This window comes from Serratia sp. NPDC087055 (assembly GCF_044900985.1).
In the GTDB taxonomy this organism is placed as follows: domain Bacteria; phylum Pseudomonadota; class Gammaproteobacteria; order Enterobacterales; family Enterobacteriaceae; genus Serratia.
Window position 1 is genome coordinate 2261564 of record NZ_JBJDOG010000001.1, and the last position, 14778, is coordinate 2276341.

17 protein-coding genes are annotated in these 14778 nt (G+C 56.1%); 7 read left to right on the top strand and 10 right to left on the bottom strand.

The window, feature by feature from the left end; all coding sequences use genetic code 11:
- The first annotated feature begins 35 nt into the window (after window positions 1–35).
- Window positions 36–887 carry a GNAT family N-acetyltransferase gene (locus tag ACI2J2_RS10710; RefSeq protein WP_404760060.1) on the top strand — a complete coding sequence of 284 codons (852 nt, stop codon included), beginning with the start codon at window positions 36–38 and terminating at the stop codon, window positions 885–887.
- A gap of 21 nt (window positions 888–908) precedes the next feature.
- Window positions 909–1739 (top strand): 5'-nucleotidase, lipoprotein e(P4) family, encoded by an 831-nt coding sequence (locus tag ACI2J2_RS10715; protein WP_404760061.1) that lies wholly within the window; start codon window positions 909–911, stop codon window positions 1737–1739.
- 68 nt (window positions 1740–1807) lie between these two features.
- Here ACI2J2_RS10715 and ACI2J2_RS10720 read toward each other — a convergent pair whose 3' ends face one another.
- From ACI2J2_RS10720 to ACI2J2_RS10730, 3 genes are all read right to left on the bottom strand, one after another.
- Complete coding sequence (locus ACI2J2_RS10720; RefSeq protein ID WP_404760062.1) at window positions 1808–2326, bottom strand: GNAT family N-acetyltransferase; 519 nt, start codon at window positions 2324–2326, stop codon at window positions 1808–1810.
- Between the two features lie 2 nt (window positions 2327–2328).
- Window positions 2329–2898 carry a helix-turn-helix domain-containing protein gene (locus ACI2J2_RS10725; protein WP_209632327.1) on the bottom strand — a complete coding sequence of 190 codons (570 nt, stop codon included), beginning with the start codon at window positions 2896–2898 and terminating at the stop codon, window positions 2329–2331.
- A gap of 120 nt (window positions 2899–3018) precedes the next feature.
- The gene (locus ACI2J2_RS10730) at window positions 3019–4497 is read right to left on the bottom strand and encodes an MFS transporter (RefSeq protein ID WP_314586700.1); all 1479 of its coding nucleotides are present in this window, start codon (window positions 4495–4497) and stop codon (window positions 3019–3021) included.
- A 104-nt stretch (window positions 4498–4601) separates the two neighbouring features.
- Here ACI2J2_RS10730 and ACI2J2_RS10735 point away from each other — a divergent pair, with 104 nt between their 5' ends.
- From ACI2J2_RS10735 to ACI2J2_RS10745, 3 genes are all read left to right on the top strand, one after another.
- Window positions 4602–5255, top strand: coding sequence for a metalloregulator ArsR/SmtB family transcription factor (locus tag ACI2J2_RS10735; RefSeq protein WP_209632326.1), 654 nt, complete (start codon window positions 4602–4604; stop codon window positions 5253–5255).
- Window positions 5256–5422: 167 nt separating this feature from the next.
- Window positions 5423–6346 (top strand): drug/metabolite exporter YedA, encoded by a 924-nt coding sequence (gene yedA / locus ACI2J2_RS10740; protein WP_209632325.1) that lies wholly within the window; start codon window positions 5423–5425, stop codon window positions 6344–6346.
- Between the two features lie 102 nt (window positions 6347–6448).
- Window positions 6449–6622 carry a hypothetical protein gene (locus ACI2J2_RS10745; protein WP_404760063.1) on the top strand — a complete coding sequence of 58 codons (174 nt, stop codon included), beginning with the start codon at window positions 6449–6451 and terminating at the stop codon, window positions 6620–6622.
- Here the strand turns inward: ACI2J2_RS10745 and ACI2J2_RS10750 are convergent.
- Window positions 6610–7521, bottom strand: coding sequence for a LysR family transcriptional regulator (locus ACI2J2_RS10750; RefSeq protein ID WP_404760064.1), 912 nt, complete (start codon window positions 7519–7521; stop codon window positions 6610–6612). The genes ACI2J2_RS10745 and ACI2J2_RS10750 overlap by 13 nt on opposite strands.
- Window positions 7522–7650: 129 nt before the next feature.
- Here ACI2J2_RS10750 and ACI2J2_RS10755 point away from each other — a divergent pair, with 129 nt between their 5' ends.
- Window positions 7651–8379 carry an SDR family oxidoreductase gene (locus ACI2J2_RS10755; RefSeq protein WP_265556319.1) on the top strand — a complete coding sequence of 243 codons (729 nt, stop codon included), beginning with the start codon at window positions 7651–7653 and terminating at the stop codon, window positions 8377–8379.
- Window positions 8380–8381: 2 nt separating this feature from the next.
- Here ACI2J2_RS10755 and ACI2J2_RS10760 read toward each other — a convergent pair whose 3' ends face one another.
- The 6 genes from ACI2J2_RS10760 to ACI2J2_RS10785 are packed head-to-tail and all read right to left on the bottom strand — an operon-like array spanning window position 8382 to window position 14115.
- Window positions 8382–9161: a phosphate/phosphite/phosphonate ABC transporter substrate-binding protein gene (locus tag ACI2J2_RS10760; protein ID WP_404760290.1), complete on the bottom strand. Its 780-nt coding sequence runs from the start codon at window positions 9159–9161 to the stop codon at window positions 8382–8384.
- Between the two features lie 11 nt (window positions 9162–9172).
- Window positions 9173–9949, bottom strand: coding sequence for an ABC transporter permease (locus tag ACI2J2_RS10765; RefSeq protein ID WP_404760065.1), 777 nt, complete (start codon window positions 9947–9949; stop codon window positions 9173–9175).
- Window positions 9946–10881 (bottom strand): ABC transporter ATP-binding protein, encoded by a 936-nt coding sequence (locus ACI2J2_RS10770; RefSeq protein WP_209632321.1) that lies wholly within the window; start codon window positions 10879–10881, stop codon window positions 9946–9948. The genes ACI2J2_RS10765 and ACI2J2_RS10770 overlap by 4 nt, the downstream gene beginning before the upstream one ends.
- Window positions 10878–12038: an ABC transporter permease gene (locus ACI2J2_RS10775; RefSeq protein WP_404760066.1), complete on the bottom strand. Its 1161-nt coding sequence runs from the start codon at window positions 12036–12038 to the stop codon at window positions 10878–10880. Before ACI2J2_RS10775 ends, ACI2J2_RS10770 begins: the two co-directional genes overlap by 4 nt.
- A 47-nt stretch (window positions 12039–12085) precedes the next feature.
- The gene (locus ACI2J2_RS10780) at window positions 12086–13018 is read right to left on the bottom strand and encodes an ABC transporter substrate-binding protein (protein WP_209632319.1); all 933 of its coding nucleotides are present in this window, start codon (window positions 13016–13018) and stop codon (window positions 12086–12088) included.
- Between the two features lie 29 nt (window positions 13019–13047).
- Window positions 13048–14115 carry a fatty acid desaturase gene (locus tag ACI2J2_RS10785; RefSeq protein ID WP_404760067.1) on the bottom strand — a complete coding sequence of 356 codons (1068 nt, stop codon included), beginning with the start codon at window positions 14113–14115 and terminating at the stop codon, window positions 13048–13050.
- 210 nt (window positions 14116–14325) lie between these two features.
- Between ACI2J2_RS10785 and nudI the strand changes: the two genes are divergently transcribed.
- The gene (nudI, locus tag ACI2J2_RS10790; RefSeq protein WP_209632317.1) at window positions 14326–14751 is read left to right on the top strand and encodes a nucleoside triphosphatase NudI; all 426 of its coding nucleotides are present in this window, start codon (window positions 14326–14328) and stop codon (window positions 14749–14751) included.
- The last annotated feature ends 27 nt before the right edge of the window (window positions 14752–14778 follow it).

Consider the following 14778-nt stretch of genomic DNA (forward strand, 5'->3'; position numbering starts at 1 on the left):
GGGTATATCGCGTCCACTTTAAACCGGAACACATCATGCACACCGAGGAACTCTTTGAGTATCAAAGCGCCCTGCGCTACAGCAGCGACGCGTTGGCGCAGATCCTCTGCCATTGTTTTGAAAACTACATTGTACGTTTTGTGATTGACGGCGACACCTTCGCCCGCCGCTTTGGCGCGGAAGATCTCAGCCTGAACGACAGCATTATCGTCACCCATCAGCAACAACCGGTAGCACTGGCGTTGATTAGCCGACGTGGCTTACACAGCCGGGTGTCGGCGCTGTCTATCCGACCGGAAATGCGTGGCAAAGGGTTGGGGAAAGCGCTGATGCAACGGATTGTCGCCGATGCGCATAAGCGCGGCGATCGTCAGCTGTCGCTGGAGGTGATAGAAGGTAACGATCCCGCCATTGCGCTATACCACCAGGCAGGATTGCGCATCGTCCGGACGCTGACCGGCCACTTGGCCGCAGAACAAAGCCAGGCCGAGGTTGCACCACTGCAGGAGATCGATCCGCTCTTCGTTTCTCACCGCCTGGTCGCCGAGGGTGCCACCAGTTTGCCCTGGCTGATCGCTCCAGAATCGCTGTTTAAACTGCCCGGTAAACCCCACGCATTCAGCCTTGGGCAACACCTTGCCTATGCCGTGGTGCAGGTGGGTGCCGATAAGTGCTTTCTGCGCATGATTTACGTGCCGCCGGAGCACCGCAACCAAGGCCATGCCCGAACGATGCTGGCGGCGCTGCAAGCACGGTTTTCACCCTTACCCTTGGCGGCTAACGTTTACGTTCCCGAGGTGGCAGCCCCCTTCTTTGATCGACTCGGCTGGCAGCAAGATCCGTTACGCCAGTTTGAAATGACCATGACCTTAGAAACACCACAATAACAAACAGAGAGCTATCCCTTTATGGCAGGAATACATAGACAAAAAGTGACCCTTGGCGCAGCAATCGGTATTGCGCTACTGACCCTGGCTGGCTGCGCGCAGCCACCGAAAACGGATCTGCAAGCCCAACAGCGCCTGGCGGATCAATCCGTGCTGGCACTGAACTGGTTCCAGCAGTCCGGGGAATATCAGGCACTGGCGCACCAGGCGTTCAACAGCGCCCGACTGGCGTTTGATCACGCCAAGGTCACGCCAGGCAAGAAGAAAGCCGTGGTTGTGGATCTGGACGAAACCATGCTGGACAATAGCCCCTATTCTGGCTGGCAAGCGCGGCAGGGCCAACCTTTTGCAGCGGCAACCTGGGCAAAATGGTCACAGGCAGAACAAGCCGGTGCCGTGCCGGGTGCCGTGCAATTTGCCCGGTACGTCAATAGCCATCAGGGCACCATGTTCTACGTTTCAAACCGTAAACAGTCTGAATACGCTGCCACCGTCGCCAACATGCAGAAACTGGGCTTTACCGGCATGTCGGAAAAAACCGTACTGCTTAGCGGTGATACCTCCAACAAGCAGCCGCGTTTCGACGCCATCAAAAACGCCGGTTACGACGTCGTGGTGTATGCCGGTGACAACCTGAACGATTTCGGCGCGGCGACCTATCACAAGGATAACGCCCAACGTCGGGCCTTTGTCAGCGAAAACCAAAGCAAATTTGGCACCGAGTTTATCGTGCTGCCGAACCCGCTGTATGGCGACTGGGAAAGCGGCATGGCGAAGGACTATAACAAACTGACACCAGAGCAAAAGCTGCAGATCCGCCAACAGGCCATTAAGGCCTGGAACGGGCAGTAACCCTGATTGAGCGGGGCGAATGTATTCGCCCCACTACGGTGACAACGCTTAAAAGACGACGGGTCTACTCAAAGTAATTTATACATATAACTGGTGGCCTCTAACGCATTCCCCTTGCTGGCACGGGCGTATTGCGGAATGCTGCCCGCCAGTTGAAACCCCAACTGGCGATACATGCCCTCTGCTGTATCGCCGGTCAGGGTATCGAGCACCAATAAGTGCCGCTGAAGCTCAATCGCTTTTTGCTGCACTTGCAGCATCAGATTACGGGCAATGCCCTGACGACGGGCATCCGGATGCACCATCAGTTTCACCACCTCTGCGCGGTGACGGCCATTGTCAGGCATATCCAACAGCAACTGCACCGTGCCGACAACGCGCCCGGCATCACGGGCCACCAATAACACCCTTTCCCCAAGCTCAATCGCCGGCAACAGGCGACACCAGAACGCCTGCGCCTGTTCAAGGCTGAACGGCATGATAAAACCAATGCTCGCCCCCTGAGACACACTGGCTTGCAGCATGGCCGCCAGTTCGGGAATTGCGCTTTGTGCTGCATCGGCATTCAATTGCTGTATCTCAATCATGATTAAGGCCTGCAGATAACGAGGGTGTAATGGGCCGGCTCGGGGCCGGGTGCATGAAATTTTGACGCGCCAAACAGCCGATAACGCAGACAATCGCCCGGCTTAAGCAGGAAAGTGCGCGTTTCTAACGTCAGTTCGAGTTGGCCTTCCAGCAGCCACAAATGGTGCTCGAGTGCATGTATCGATGGCCCGTCATAGGCAATTACCGCGCCGGCCTCAAGCCGGCACTCGACAAATTCAGCCTTGTACAACGCGGCGGGCGGGGATACCGAACGACGATGAAAACCGCTGGCCGGGTCAACCCACACCGTTTGCGCTTCGCGGTGCAGTAACTCCGGCGGCTCGTCCTCAACCTCACTGAGCAACCGTGACATGGTCAATCCATACGCCGAACACAGCTTATTGAGCAACGAGGCCGTCGGGCTGGTTTCAGCACGTTCCACACGCGACAGCGTCGCCCGGCTAATACCGGTTTGTTGTGCCAGTTCTTCCAGTGACCAGCCCTGCTGTTGGCGTAAATCAGACAGCCGTTGTGCCAGCCGGAGATCGGCACTTTCCAATCCGTTATCCATTATTGCGTCTCTGATACAAAAAATCCCATATAAGAGAAATAATCTCAAATACGGGATTAGTCAATCACGTTTTATACTGGCCTAACAAAAACGCGAGAATCAGCAGACTGTCAGCAACACTTACGCACTGTTACGGGGTATCGCCGGGCATTCCGCGGATAACGGGTCTGATTCCACAGACGCTTCTGCAGCGGATGGCGGTGTAATCGCCGCACAGCGCCAGGCGCTAAATACCGCCAGCAACGGTGCCAAGGCGAACAGCAGGAACAGCCAACGCGCTGCGGAAGCTGCCCCCGGCGCGCCACCCGGCACATTCAGCCCCGCCAGGTTGGCAATCATCCCCGCCAAGGCGGCACCGAACGCGGTCGCAAACAGTTGCACCGTGGTGATCGACGCCCCGGCAATATCTTTGTCCGCCTCAGGCGAGACCTGCAGAATTCGCGTCAGCAGGTGCGGCCAACCAAACCCGATGCCAAACCCCACCAACGTCAGGGCAATCACAATTGGCGTCAGCGCTACCCAATGGCCGCCAGAAGGCGTCGGCATCAGCACGGCCAACGCCAGCAAACCGACCAGGACAAACACTGGCCCGCTGATGATTGCCCGGCGGATACCCGCACTACGCCAACCGGAACTGAGGATCTCTGAAAGTGTCCAGCCTGCCGCCATGGTTGCGGCAATATAGCCAGAAATCAGCGGCGACTGGCCATGCAGCGTTTGCAGGAAATAAGGCACGAAGATTTCACTGGTCATGCCCACCACCAGCAAAGAGACGGTGATATACAGCGAGGCCAAGGAGGATCCACGACGTAAAGCGCCCTGTGGCAACAGACGAGCCTGGGAGTGCGCTTCACGCTGTATCAGCCAGGCCATCATCAACACGGCCAACGCAATACCGCCCAGATTGATCCACGCGCTATCTGCCAGGCTACCGGCGGAAACCACCAACACCGCAGTCGCTAGCAACAATAACTGGGCTACCGGCAACGGCGCCGCCTGCTGTTGTGGCTTGCCTTTCGGCAGGATCAGGAAGGTAAACCCGGCGTACAACACCATGATCGGCAACAGAATGCCAAAGGCCCATCGCCAGGCGTTTAGCTCGGCAAAAATGCCCCCTACGGCCGGTCCGACCAGGGTTGCGATACCCCACATCGCAGAAATCAGCGCCATTGCGCGCGGCCACAGCTTTTGCTCAAACACCAGATTGATCATGGCGTACGAAAGCGCGAAAATCAGCCCGCCACCGAAACCCTGCACGGTTCGGCCTATGAGCATTATCGGCATTGAGGGTGCCAGTGCGCATAACATCGCCCCGGCGATAAAGAACAGCGACGCCACCAGATAGGCACTGCGCGCACCATAGCCACTGAGTAATCGTGCCGATAATGCCGACCCCAGAATAGACGCCACCACAAACAACGTGGTGTTCCAGGCATACAGGTTCAGACCACCGATGTCCTGCACCACCGAGGGCAGAATGGTGGTGGCGACCAGAATATTGATTGCATGCAGCGCTACGCCGAGTGAGAGCGCGATCGCACTGGCACCATTTTTGCCGGAAAAGAGATCGGCCCAGCGGCTATCATCATGGGTTATCACGGTTGTCGTCCTGTTTTCAGAGGAATGGCATTGAGTTAATAGTGATATTGCGTTAAATTTAACAAGAGTTAACTTGGAATAATGGTAGGGCGAGGCGGAGAAATATGTCAAGAATAAACTTGGAAAATAGCGGTGGTTCCGCACAATCGGTCAGTGACCGTTTGCTGACACTTCTAAAAACCCGCGGCCCACAGCAAGCGTCTGATGCAGGAAAGGTCCTTGGCACAACCGGCGAGGCAGCACGCCAGCAGTTCGTTAAACTGGCAAAAGAGGGGTTGGTGGAGGCCGTTGCGGAAACCCGTGGCGTCGGCCGTCCGGTGCAACTTTGGCACCTGACTGCCGCAGGCAATGCGCGCTTTCCGGATACCCATTCCGAACTGACCGTCCAACTGCTGCGTACCGTACGCGACAAATTGGGCGAACAGGCGATCGAACTTTTGATCGACACGCGGGAACAAGAAACGCGCATTAACTACAAGCAGGCGATGATCGGCGCGGCCGATTTACAGGAACGCATTGAACGCCTGACCGCAATCCGTTCTCGTGAGGGCTATATGGCCGAATGGCGCGCACAGGAGGACGGTTCCTTTCTGCTGGTGGAAAACCATTGCCCTATTTGCGCTGCCGCCACGGTTTGCCAAGGGTTCTGTCGTGCAGAGCTGAGCATTTTCACCGAAGTGCTGCAGGCACAGGTTGAACGTTCCGAACACATTCTGGCCGGCGCACGCCGTTGTGCTTATCGTATTTCGTTGCTGTAACTGGCACGCGGAATCAAGCCGCGTACTGGCTGGTGTCGTCCGGTGAATCATCCCGGATTCACCAGCCTCTCATTCCATTAAAAAGTACGGAAAAGCGTTGCTTATCCTCTGCCCGATCGGGTTTACTGAGCGTTCTAATAATAACTTTCCCTACAGAATAAAAATCCATGCTGAGCCAAAATAGCCGTAACGTCCTGCCGTTAATCGGGGCGCTGTTCACGTTATATATTGTCTGGGGTTCGACCTACTTCGTGATTCGCCTGGGTGTAGAAAGCTGGCCGCCGTTGATGATGGCGGGCATTCGCTTCCTGGTCGCCGGCATTGTGCTCTTCAGCTTTTTGGCGCTGCGCGGCCACGCGCTGCCCACCCCAAAGCAATGGTTGGCCGCGGGCACCATCGGTATTTTGCTCCTGGCGGTGGGTAATGGCCTGGTGACTGTGGCAGAGCATCAACACGTACCTTCCGGTATCGCCGCCGTGATGGTGGCAACCGTTCCCCTGTTCACGCTGTGCTTTAGTCTGTTTTGGGGCATGCGTAATACCAAACTGGAGTGGGCAGGCATCGGGCTGGGGCTCGTTGGGATCGTGCTGCTCAATACCGGCAATAACCTGGTTGGCAACCCAACAGGTGCACTGTTGATCCTGCTGGCGTCCGCCAGTTGGGCCTTTGGCTCTGTGCTCGGTTCGCGTATTTCGTTACCGGCTGGACCAATGGCCGGAGCCGCAGAAATGCTGGTCGCAGGCGTAGTGCTATTGGTCGTTAGCCAGCTGAGTGGCGAACACCTTACGCAGATGCCCAGCGCCAAAGGCTTCTTCGCACTAGGCTACCTGATTGTCTTTGGTTCAATGCTGGCGATCAGCGCCTATATGTTTTTGCTGAAAAACGTGCGCCCGGCAGTTGCGACCAGTTATGCCTACGTCAATCCGGTAGTGGCCGTGCTGCTTGGTATCGGCTTCGCCGGCGAATCACTGGCACCGCGTGAATGGGTCGCGCTGGTGATTATTGTCGCGGCGGTGGTGCTGGTGACCTTGGGCAAATTCCTGTTTGCGCGCCCGGTCAAAATTCAACCTGTCGGTAGCATCAAAGAGTGACCAAAAGGGCGGTCTGCGGGCCGCCATTTAAAACGATTCTTGTTTCGCCCGTTGAAGAGACTATAATTCCCGCTGTTCCGAGCAACCTGCGAAATCATCCCAATGCTGAAAAAATCGTTCATTATCGTTATCTTTCTGTGCGCCTTTGGCTCACTCGGCGGCGTATTCCTGGCTGGGCTGAATATGTACACCCGCTCTACTACGCCACAAGAAGAAGCCCCCGCGTCCAGTGAAGCCACTGCCACGACGACGACAGAGAATATTCAAGCCAAGTAATGCGACATCCAGCCCTGGCAACGCTGTTGTAAAAAGCGCTGTAGCAGCCTGACGCGCTCCGATACCTGTGAACGGTGTGGGCAAACCAGGCTGATGGGCACCGCGTCGCTTTGCCATTCCGGCAGCACAGGGATTAACCGTCCGGCCTGAATATCGGCCACCACATCGATGGCTGACTTACGGACGATGCCATGTCCTGCCAGTGCCCAACGGCGCGCGATCTCACCGTCATCCGTAAAATAACGCCCACTCAGCGCCACCTCCACCAGCTCATCGCCTCGCCACAAACGCCATTGGGCCTGCCTACGTCCACTGGGTTGATAGATCAGGATGCTGTGCTGAGCGAGTTCGGCAGGTGTTTGTGGTACACCATGCTGTTGCAGATAATCGGGGCTGGCGCAAATCAGGCGACGGTGCTGCGGCAGGATCGGCAACGCCACCAGCGAAGAGTCCGCCAATTGACCGAAGCGCAAAGCAATATCCACCGGTTCACGAAATAAATCTGCATGGCGATCGTTAATCAGCAATTGCAGTTGAATATGCGGATGTTGTTGTTTGAACTCGTCGAGCCAGCCCAGCAACAAGTTGCGACCAAAATCTGAGGGAGCGGAAATTTGCAACACACCAGAAAGTCCCTGATGTTTCTCACGTATCGCCTGTTCACCCTCCGCCAGTGCTCCTAGCGCCAGGCGGGCACTGTCGAGATACCGCAGCCCTTCTTCCGTCAGGCGCAAACTACGTGTAGAGCGCACCAGCAGCCGGGCCCCCAACCGCTGCTCCAGCCTTTTTATCGCGACGCTGGCCGCCGCTGGCGTAATATCCAGCGTACGGGCTGCTGCAGAAAAACTCCCGCCTTCCACCGTACGGACAAACACCTCAAGGTCGATAAAAGATGTCATGGGTTATTCCTGTACCACGCCAATTATTAAAATTAATTTACAAGTATTTGCCATTTAGGCCAATTGTTCGCGGATTTTCAATGGTTAATGATAGATAACACTGAAATTAACCGAAATTGAGGCACTATCATGACTTTCCTTTCTTCTTCTCTGAACCGACAAAAACTGGTGATCTTGGGGGGTAATAGCGGCATCGGCGCAGCGGTAGCCTATGCCGCCCTGGCTCAGGGTGCCAGTGTCGTATTGGCATCACGTCGTACCGGTAGCATGCAACAATACCAGCCGGCAGACGACAACCTGCGCGTCATGCAGGCAGATGTGACCGATGAAAACTCACTGCGCGCACTGTTCGCTGAAGTCGGTGAGTTCGATCATCTGGTCTTCACCGCCGGACCGGTTGTGCAAGCCAGACTATTGGCAGATACCGATTTCAGCGAGGCGCAGGCCAACTTCGATGTCAAACTGTGGGGCGCACTGCGCGCCATTAAAGCCGCGTTACCCACCCTGTCACCACGAGGCTCCATCACCCTAACGTCCGGCCAACTTTCACGGAAATACCTCAGCGGTCAGTTAATAAAAACCGGCATCAACGCGGCATTGGAGGCGATTGGCAAGCAGTTGGCGAAAGAGTTGGCACCGCGGCGGGTCAACGTGGTCAGCCCGGGCGTTACCGCCACAGAAGCCTACGACAGCTTGAATGCCGAGCAGCGCCAGGCGATGTTTGCCAAAGCGGGTTCAGGGTTACCCGTCGGGCGTGTTGGCCAGGCAGCAGATGTGGCCGCCGGCTATTTGCTGGCGATAGAAAACGGCTTTATCACCGGCAGCGTGATCGATATTGACGGCGGAGGGCTGCTGTAAACTTACAGCGCCGTCACCCCAAGCGCTGCGGCCTGTTGTTCCAGTTCCGTGATTTTTTGGTATGCCGAACGCGGTACCACGCTAAAATCACCGATCAACAGGCCGTCGCTGACCGCTTCGCCCACCATCGCCCTCGCACCGGCACGCAGTATTTCCAACTGTGCCGCTGGCGTTCGTGCTGAGGTAATAAGCGGCAACCCCGGCACGGTGGCGGTTCGTCCAATAATTTTCAACCCTGCCAGCGCCTGCGGCTGTGCCCGCTTCAGCAGTTCCAGGCTGACACAATCAACGGCGGCAATATCCGCCTGCCCCGCTTTGATCAACGCTATTGACTGGTAATGTGCACCGGACGCCACGGCGGCGCGGAAGAATTTTCCCTCCTGTGCCAATGGTGCGATCAGTGCCCGCAGGCTGTTATGACCTGATTGAGAGTCAGTGCTGTTATAGGCGGCGATCCGGCCACGAAAGTCCGCCAGCCGGTCGCCGGGCTCATCCTCACGCACCACTAACCAACTGCTGTAATCTGGCCCTTCGCAACCCTCAACACGGTAGTGATAAGTCCCAATCAACTGAACCTGCGGCAGGCTGCTGACCAGCGGATAACCGCAGGTTTGGCTAAGCAATAAGTCATCCCGCTGCCAGTGCTGCGCCAGGTCTTGTGGCCAAATAAGCTGTTCCGGCGCTTGCGGCAACCCCAGTTTCAACAATTTTCCGCGCAGCACGTGCCAGAAAGACTCAGCCATGTGATGAGTGACGCCGTACATGGGTAAGGATACCTGCATCATGTTTCCCCTTATTCCGCAGAAGAGGCCATTAGCGTCTGCTGACGCCAGGCGGTGAGATGGCACACCCAGCGCTCAAACAGCATGTCGGTGATGATCGCCAATAGGGCGACGACCACGGCTCCCTGGATCACATAGGCGGTATTAAAGCCGCTAAGGCCAATGATAATCGGCGAGCCGAGTGTTTTTGTGCCGACCGTGGAGGCGATCGCCGCCGTGCCAATATTAATGATTACCGAGGTGCGGATACCGGCAACAATCACCGGCGCCGCCAGCGGCAGTTCGACGCGCCACAGGATCTGCCGAGCATTCATCCCCACCCCTTGCGCAATCTCACGGGTGGCTCTGGGCACTGATTCAATACCCGCCAGCGTGCCCTGTAGGATGGGCAACAAACCGTAGAGGACCAGCGCGATAATTGCCGGCTGTTCGCTAAACCCCATCACCGGTACCGCAACCGCCAACACCGCAACCGGCGGAAAAGTCTGTCCCACCGCCACGACGGTTTCCACCAGCGAACGGAACTCTTTACCGGCACGCCGCGTCACCCCAATCCCGGCCGCCACGCCAATTACGACCGCAATCAGGCTGGAAACCGCTACCAGCAGCAGATGCGCCCATACCAGCGAGATAAAACTGTCCTGCTGATACACTGGCCGATCCAGATCGGGAAACCAGGCGGCAAACAGGCCATGCAAATGATTCATGCCAAACACCAATGCCAGCAACAGGGCAAAGGTCCAGGGCAGCGGATCGCGCAGCCAGCGCAGGGCTTGAGGCACACTCATGACAGAGCCTTTTGGGTAATCAGATCGCTGAAATGCAGCACGCCAAGCGCCTCACCTTGTTCACCCATCACCGGTAAACATTCCGTGCCACGTGCCACAAACACTGACAGCGCTTCACGCAGGCTCATAGCGGCAGCGATAGGGTCCCCTTCAGCATGACCAGGGCGTACCCGCTCAGCCACGGTGCCCAACGACAGCAGTTTGATACCGCGATCGCTGCGGCCAAAGAAATCGCGGACAAAATCGTTGGCCGGGGCCGTCAATAACGCCAGCGGCGTGCCCTGCTGTACGATGCGGCCCTGATCGAGCAACACAATACGGTCCGCCAGTGCCAGTGCTTCGTCAATGTCGTGCGTCACCAGTACAATGGTACGTCCGGAGAGATGATGAATACGCGCGATCTCCGTTTGCAACGCCGCACGCGTCACCGGATCGAGTGCGCCAAAGGGTTCATCCATCAGCAACACCTCGGGATCGGCAGCCAATGCGCGCGCCACGCCTACCCGTTGCTGCTGCCCGCCGGAAAGCTGGTGCGGGTAACGATGACGGAACACATCCGGTTCCAAATGCAACAGCTCCAGTAATTCCGTCACCCTATCGCGAATACGTGCCCGTGGCCATTTCAGCAGCTGTGGCACAGTGGCGATATTCTCCTCCACCGTCCAGTGCGGAAACAGGCCGATCGACTGGATCGCATACCCCATCCGGCGGCGCAGATCCTGCGGTTTGAATCTCTGGATCTCTTCACCGGCAAAGTAGATTTTCCCCTGGTCGTGTTCGATCAGTCGGTTGATCATTTTCAACGTTGTGGACTTGCCTGAGCCAGAGGTGCCGATCAATACGGTAAATTCACCCTTGGCAATCTGTAGCGTCAGATCGTCCACCGCGGGCTTGCCCTGAAAAATCTTGCTGACCTGATTAAACTGAATCATCGGCGTGACACTTCCAAAATTGAAACCATGAACTTAAACAGTGAATCGACGATAACCGCCATCACAATCACCGGAATGACCCCCAGCAACACCAGATCCAGTGCGCTGCTGAGCAGCCCCTGGAAGACAATGGCACCAAAGCCTCCGGCGCCAATCAGTGCCGCCACGACCGCCATGCCAACGGTTTGTACCGCAAGAATACGCACACCGGTCAGGAACAGCGGCAATGCCAGCGGCAGCTGTACGCGGAAAAACACCTGACTACGCGTCATCCCCATGCCACTGGCAGATTCGATCACGCTGGCCGGCACACTTTGCAACCCCGCCACGACGCTGCGTACCAACGGCAACAGGGCATACAGCACCAACGCAACAATGGCCGGAGCCATACCAATGCCACTGACGCCATGCTCTGCCAACCAGGGCAATGCCTTCGCCAAACCGGCCAAGGGCGCGATCAACAGGCCAAACAAAGCAATCGAGGGTACGGTCTGAATAATATTCAGCGTGGAGAATATCGGTGTCTGCCAACGTGCGGAGCGAAAACACAGCACCCCGAGCGGCAGGCCAATTAACAGCGTCGGCACCAGCGTCGCCAACAGGATCGTCAGGTGCTGCAACAGCGCTGCATCAAACACGTCCTGCCGGTTGTAGTACTCTTTCAACAGTGAAAGCTGATCCAACTGGTGATTAAACAGCAGCAACAGCGTCGGTAACATCACCATCAGATTGCCGAACATGCGCCACACGTGCGAAGCGGTTATGCGGCTCACGGCATCGGCGGCAATCAGTAGACTTAGTGCCAGTATCAGCCAACAACCGCTTCCCCAGGAGGTGCGGGCCAGCCTTGAGCCATCCAATGCCAATTGCTGAGCTGCATGGCCGCTTAGCCAAAAGGTGAGCGCCAGCAATGCCGAAGCCGACAACGCAGTCAGCAGCGCATGACGCCTCCGTGGGGCCAACAGGCTGAGTATGGCCAATACCAACATGGGTGCCAGCAGCCACAACGCGGGACCGTGCAACAGGGAAATCAGGGAAATACTCTTGCCCGATAACAGGCGATTGGGGGCATAACTGAGAAACGGCAGGCCAAATGCAGCCAGCAGTAACAGAATAAGCAGCGTCAGTAATACACGGTTTTTTACGGCAATAATCAAAGAAACTCTCCGGCTCCATGTTGGCCCCCAACTGGGGGCCAGTGGTGTTACCCCTTCACCAACCCTTTCTCTTTCAGGTAAGCCGCAGCCACCTGTTTGGCGTCCTGACCTTCCACCGCGATCTGTGCATTGAGCTTTTGCAGCGTCGGGCCATCCAGTGAAGCAAATACCGGTTTCAGTAATTCAGCGATGTTGGCATGCTGTTTTAGCGTGGCTTCACGAATAATCGGTGCTGGCGCGTAAATCGGCTGCACACCCTTTGGATCATCCAGCGTTTGCAGCCCCAGCGCCGCCACCGGGCCGTCGGTCCCGTAGGCCATGGCCGCGTTCACACCGGATGTCTGTTCCGCCGCAGCCTTGATGGTCACCGCCGTGTCCCCCCCGGCCAGCGACAGCAACTGATCCTGATTCAGCGTAAAGCCATAGGCACTTTGGAATGCCGGCAAAGCATCTGGGCGTTCGATAAATTCCGCCGACGCCGCCAGTTTGAACTTGCCCCCTCCGTTGATCCACTTGCCCAGATCGGCAAGCGTTTTCAGATGGTTGGCATCCGCCACGTCCTGACGGATAGCAATGGTCCAGGTGTTGTTGGCCGGGGCGGCGTCCAACCAGACAATTTTGTTCTTGTCATAATCCAGCTTTTTCACTTTTTCAAACCCGGCCTGAGCATTTTTCCATGCAGGGTCTTTTTCATCAGAAAAGAAAAACGCACCGTTGCCGGTGTATTCCGGGTAAACGTCAATTTCGCCGGAGGTGATCGCCCCGCGCAGCACTTTGGTGGTGCCAAGCTGCAACTTATTGGTGGTTTTGATGCCGTTAGATTCCAGCACCTGTACGATGATGTTCCCGAGCAATGAGCCTTCGGTATCAATTTTAGAGCCGACGCGTACCGTATCGGCCGCTTGCGCCACACCGACGCTCGCCGCGAGCAAACTCAGCGCCAGCGCAAAGACACGACCACGTGATGGAGTGATTGCCATACTTTTTCCTCTTGTTGTGTAGTGTCCGGCTATTTGGCCAGATCGATTGGAAAATCTTGAGAAACGCGCGTCCATCGCACAATAAATGTCTCCGTCGACCAAACAAGGTTTTCGCCCTGGGATTCCCTTAGCGGCTCGCCAACGGAAAACGGATGCACTTCAACGTCGATCGGGGTGAACGCGTAGTCACTCACCCACTGACCATAGCCCTGAACCACAAACCCTTGGCTACGCTGCTGGTATGCACTGCGCTCCGCCAAATACACCTGCCTTAAACCGTACCACGGTAAGCCGGGGAGATCATGGTGAACTAAATGATAGTTCAGATTGAGAAACAGCAGCCGCCACGGCCAAGCCGCCTCATTAATAATAGAACGTGCCTGCGGTGCGTCCACGGCGCGATGTTCAAAAAATGATCTCACCTTGGTCATCGCCAGCGCCGGGTAGCTGATCGCCACCAGGTAAAATACCGTGCCAATGCCATGCTGTTGCAACCACCCCAATACCGCCACCAGCAATAACAGATGCACCAACCACATCACCAATGTGCGCATTTCACCGGCAGCGATCGTTTTTATCGCCGTAATTCCGGTAGCCGCAATGTCCAGCGCAGGGCCAAGCACAATGCGCCCGACCAGCGTATTACGCACCTTGGCCAACAGCGGAAAAATCCGTGGGTAGCGTTGCCATTGCGCTTGGCTAACGTAATAGCTTTCAGGATCTTCATGTGGATCGGTGAGATGTTCATTACGGTGATGCTGAATATGCGAATCACGATACAGACCATAGGGATACCATACCGCCAGTGGCAGCAAGCCGAAAAGCTGATTGAGCCGCGGCCAGCGCGTCGGATGACCGTGAATAAGCTCATGCTGTAGCGACATATACCAGGTTGTCAGCAAAATCAGCAACGGCGTGCCAAGCCAGGGGCCCATTGTCTGCCAGTATTGCACGACGCCAAACCAGCCGCCGTAAACCGCCGCCATAATCCCCCAGGTTGGCAGCTCCAAACGCCAAAACCAGCGCTGATTAAGCTGTTGGATCCAATCGCGTTGGGCAGGATGCAAATAGTGACTATGACGTTTATCTGAGGACATGCATGGGCTCGCTGTATAAGATTTTGCTCAGTATCAGCGAGCTGCCTGGACGCTCAAAATAACGAAAGCGGCAAAGCAAAGTGAAAAATCAGCACGTTATTACGCATTCAATGCAATTTCATGATCCCACAGGCATTGCTGAAAGAATCATGGCTCAATAAAAGCCACTATCTGATAAGTTAATGAAAAATGGTGACATCAGGAGGTGACATGCGTCAGCGGATCATCGTCTGCCCAATTATAGAAAATAAGGGCGAGTATTTACTGTGCAAAATGGCCGACGACCGGGGCGTATTCCCCGGTCAGTGGGCACTGTCCGGTGGCGGTATGGAGCCAGGGGAGACCCTCGAGCAGGCCCTCCGCCGTGAGATAAAAGAAGAACTGGGAGAAGCACTGCATATCACCCAGATTACTCCCTGGACCTTCAGGGATGACGTCCGTACCAAGACCTACTCAGATGGCACAACAGAGGAAATCTACATGCTGTATTTGATTTTCGACTGTGTGAGTGCCAACCGGCAGATCAGCTTTAATGAAGAGTTTCAGGCAATCGCCTGGGTCAGCCCCGACAAGATACCTGAGCTCGATCTCAATGAGGCCACGCGTATCACGTTTGCGCAAAAAGGCATTTTATAACCCGGCTTTTCTGCGCGCACTTTGCTC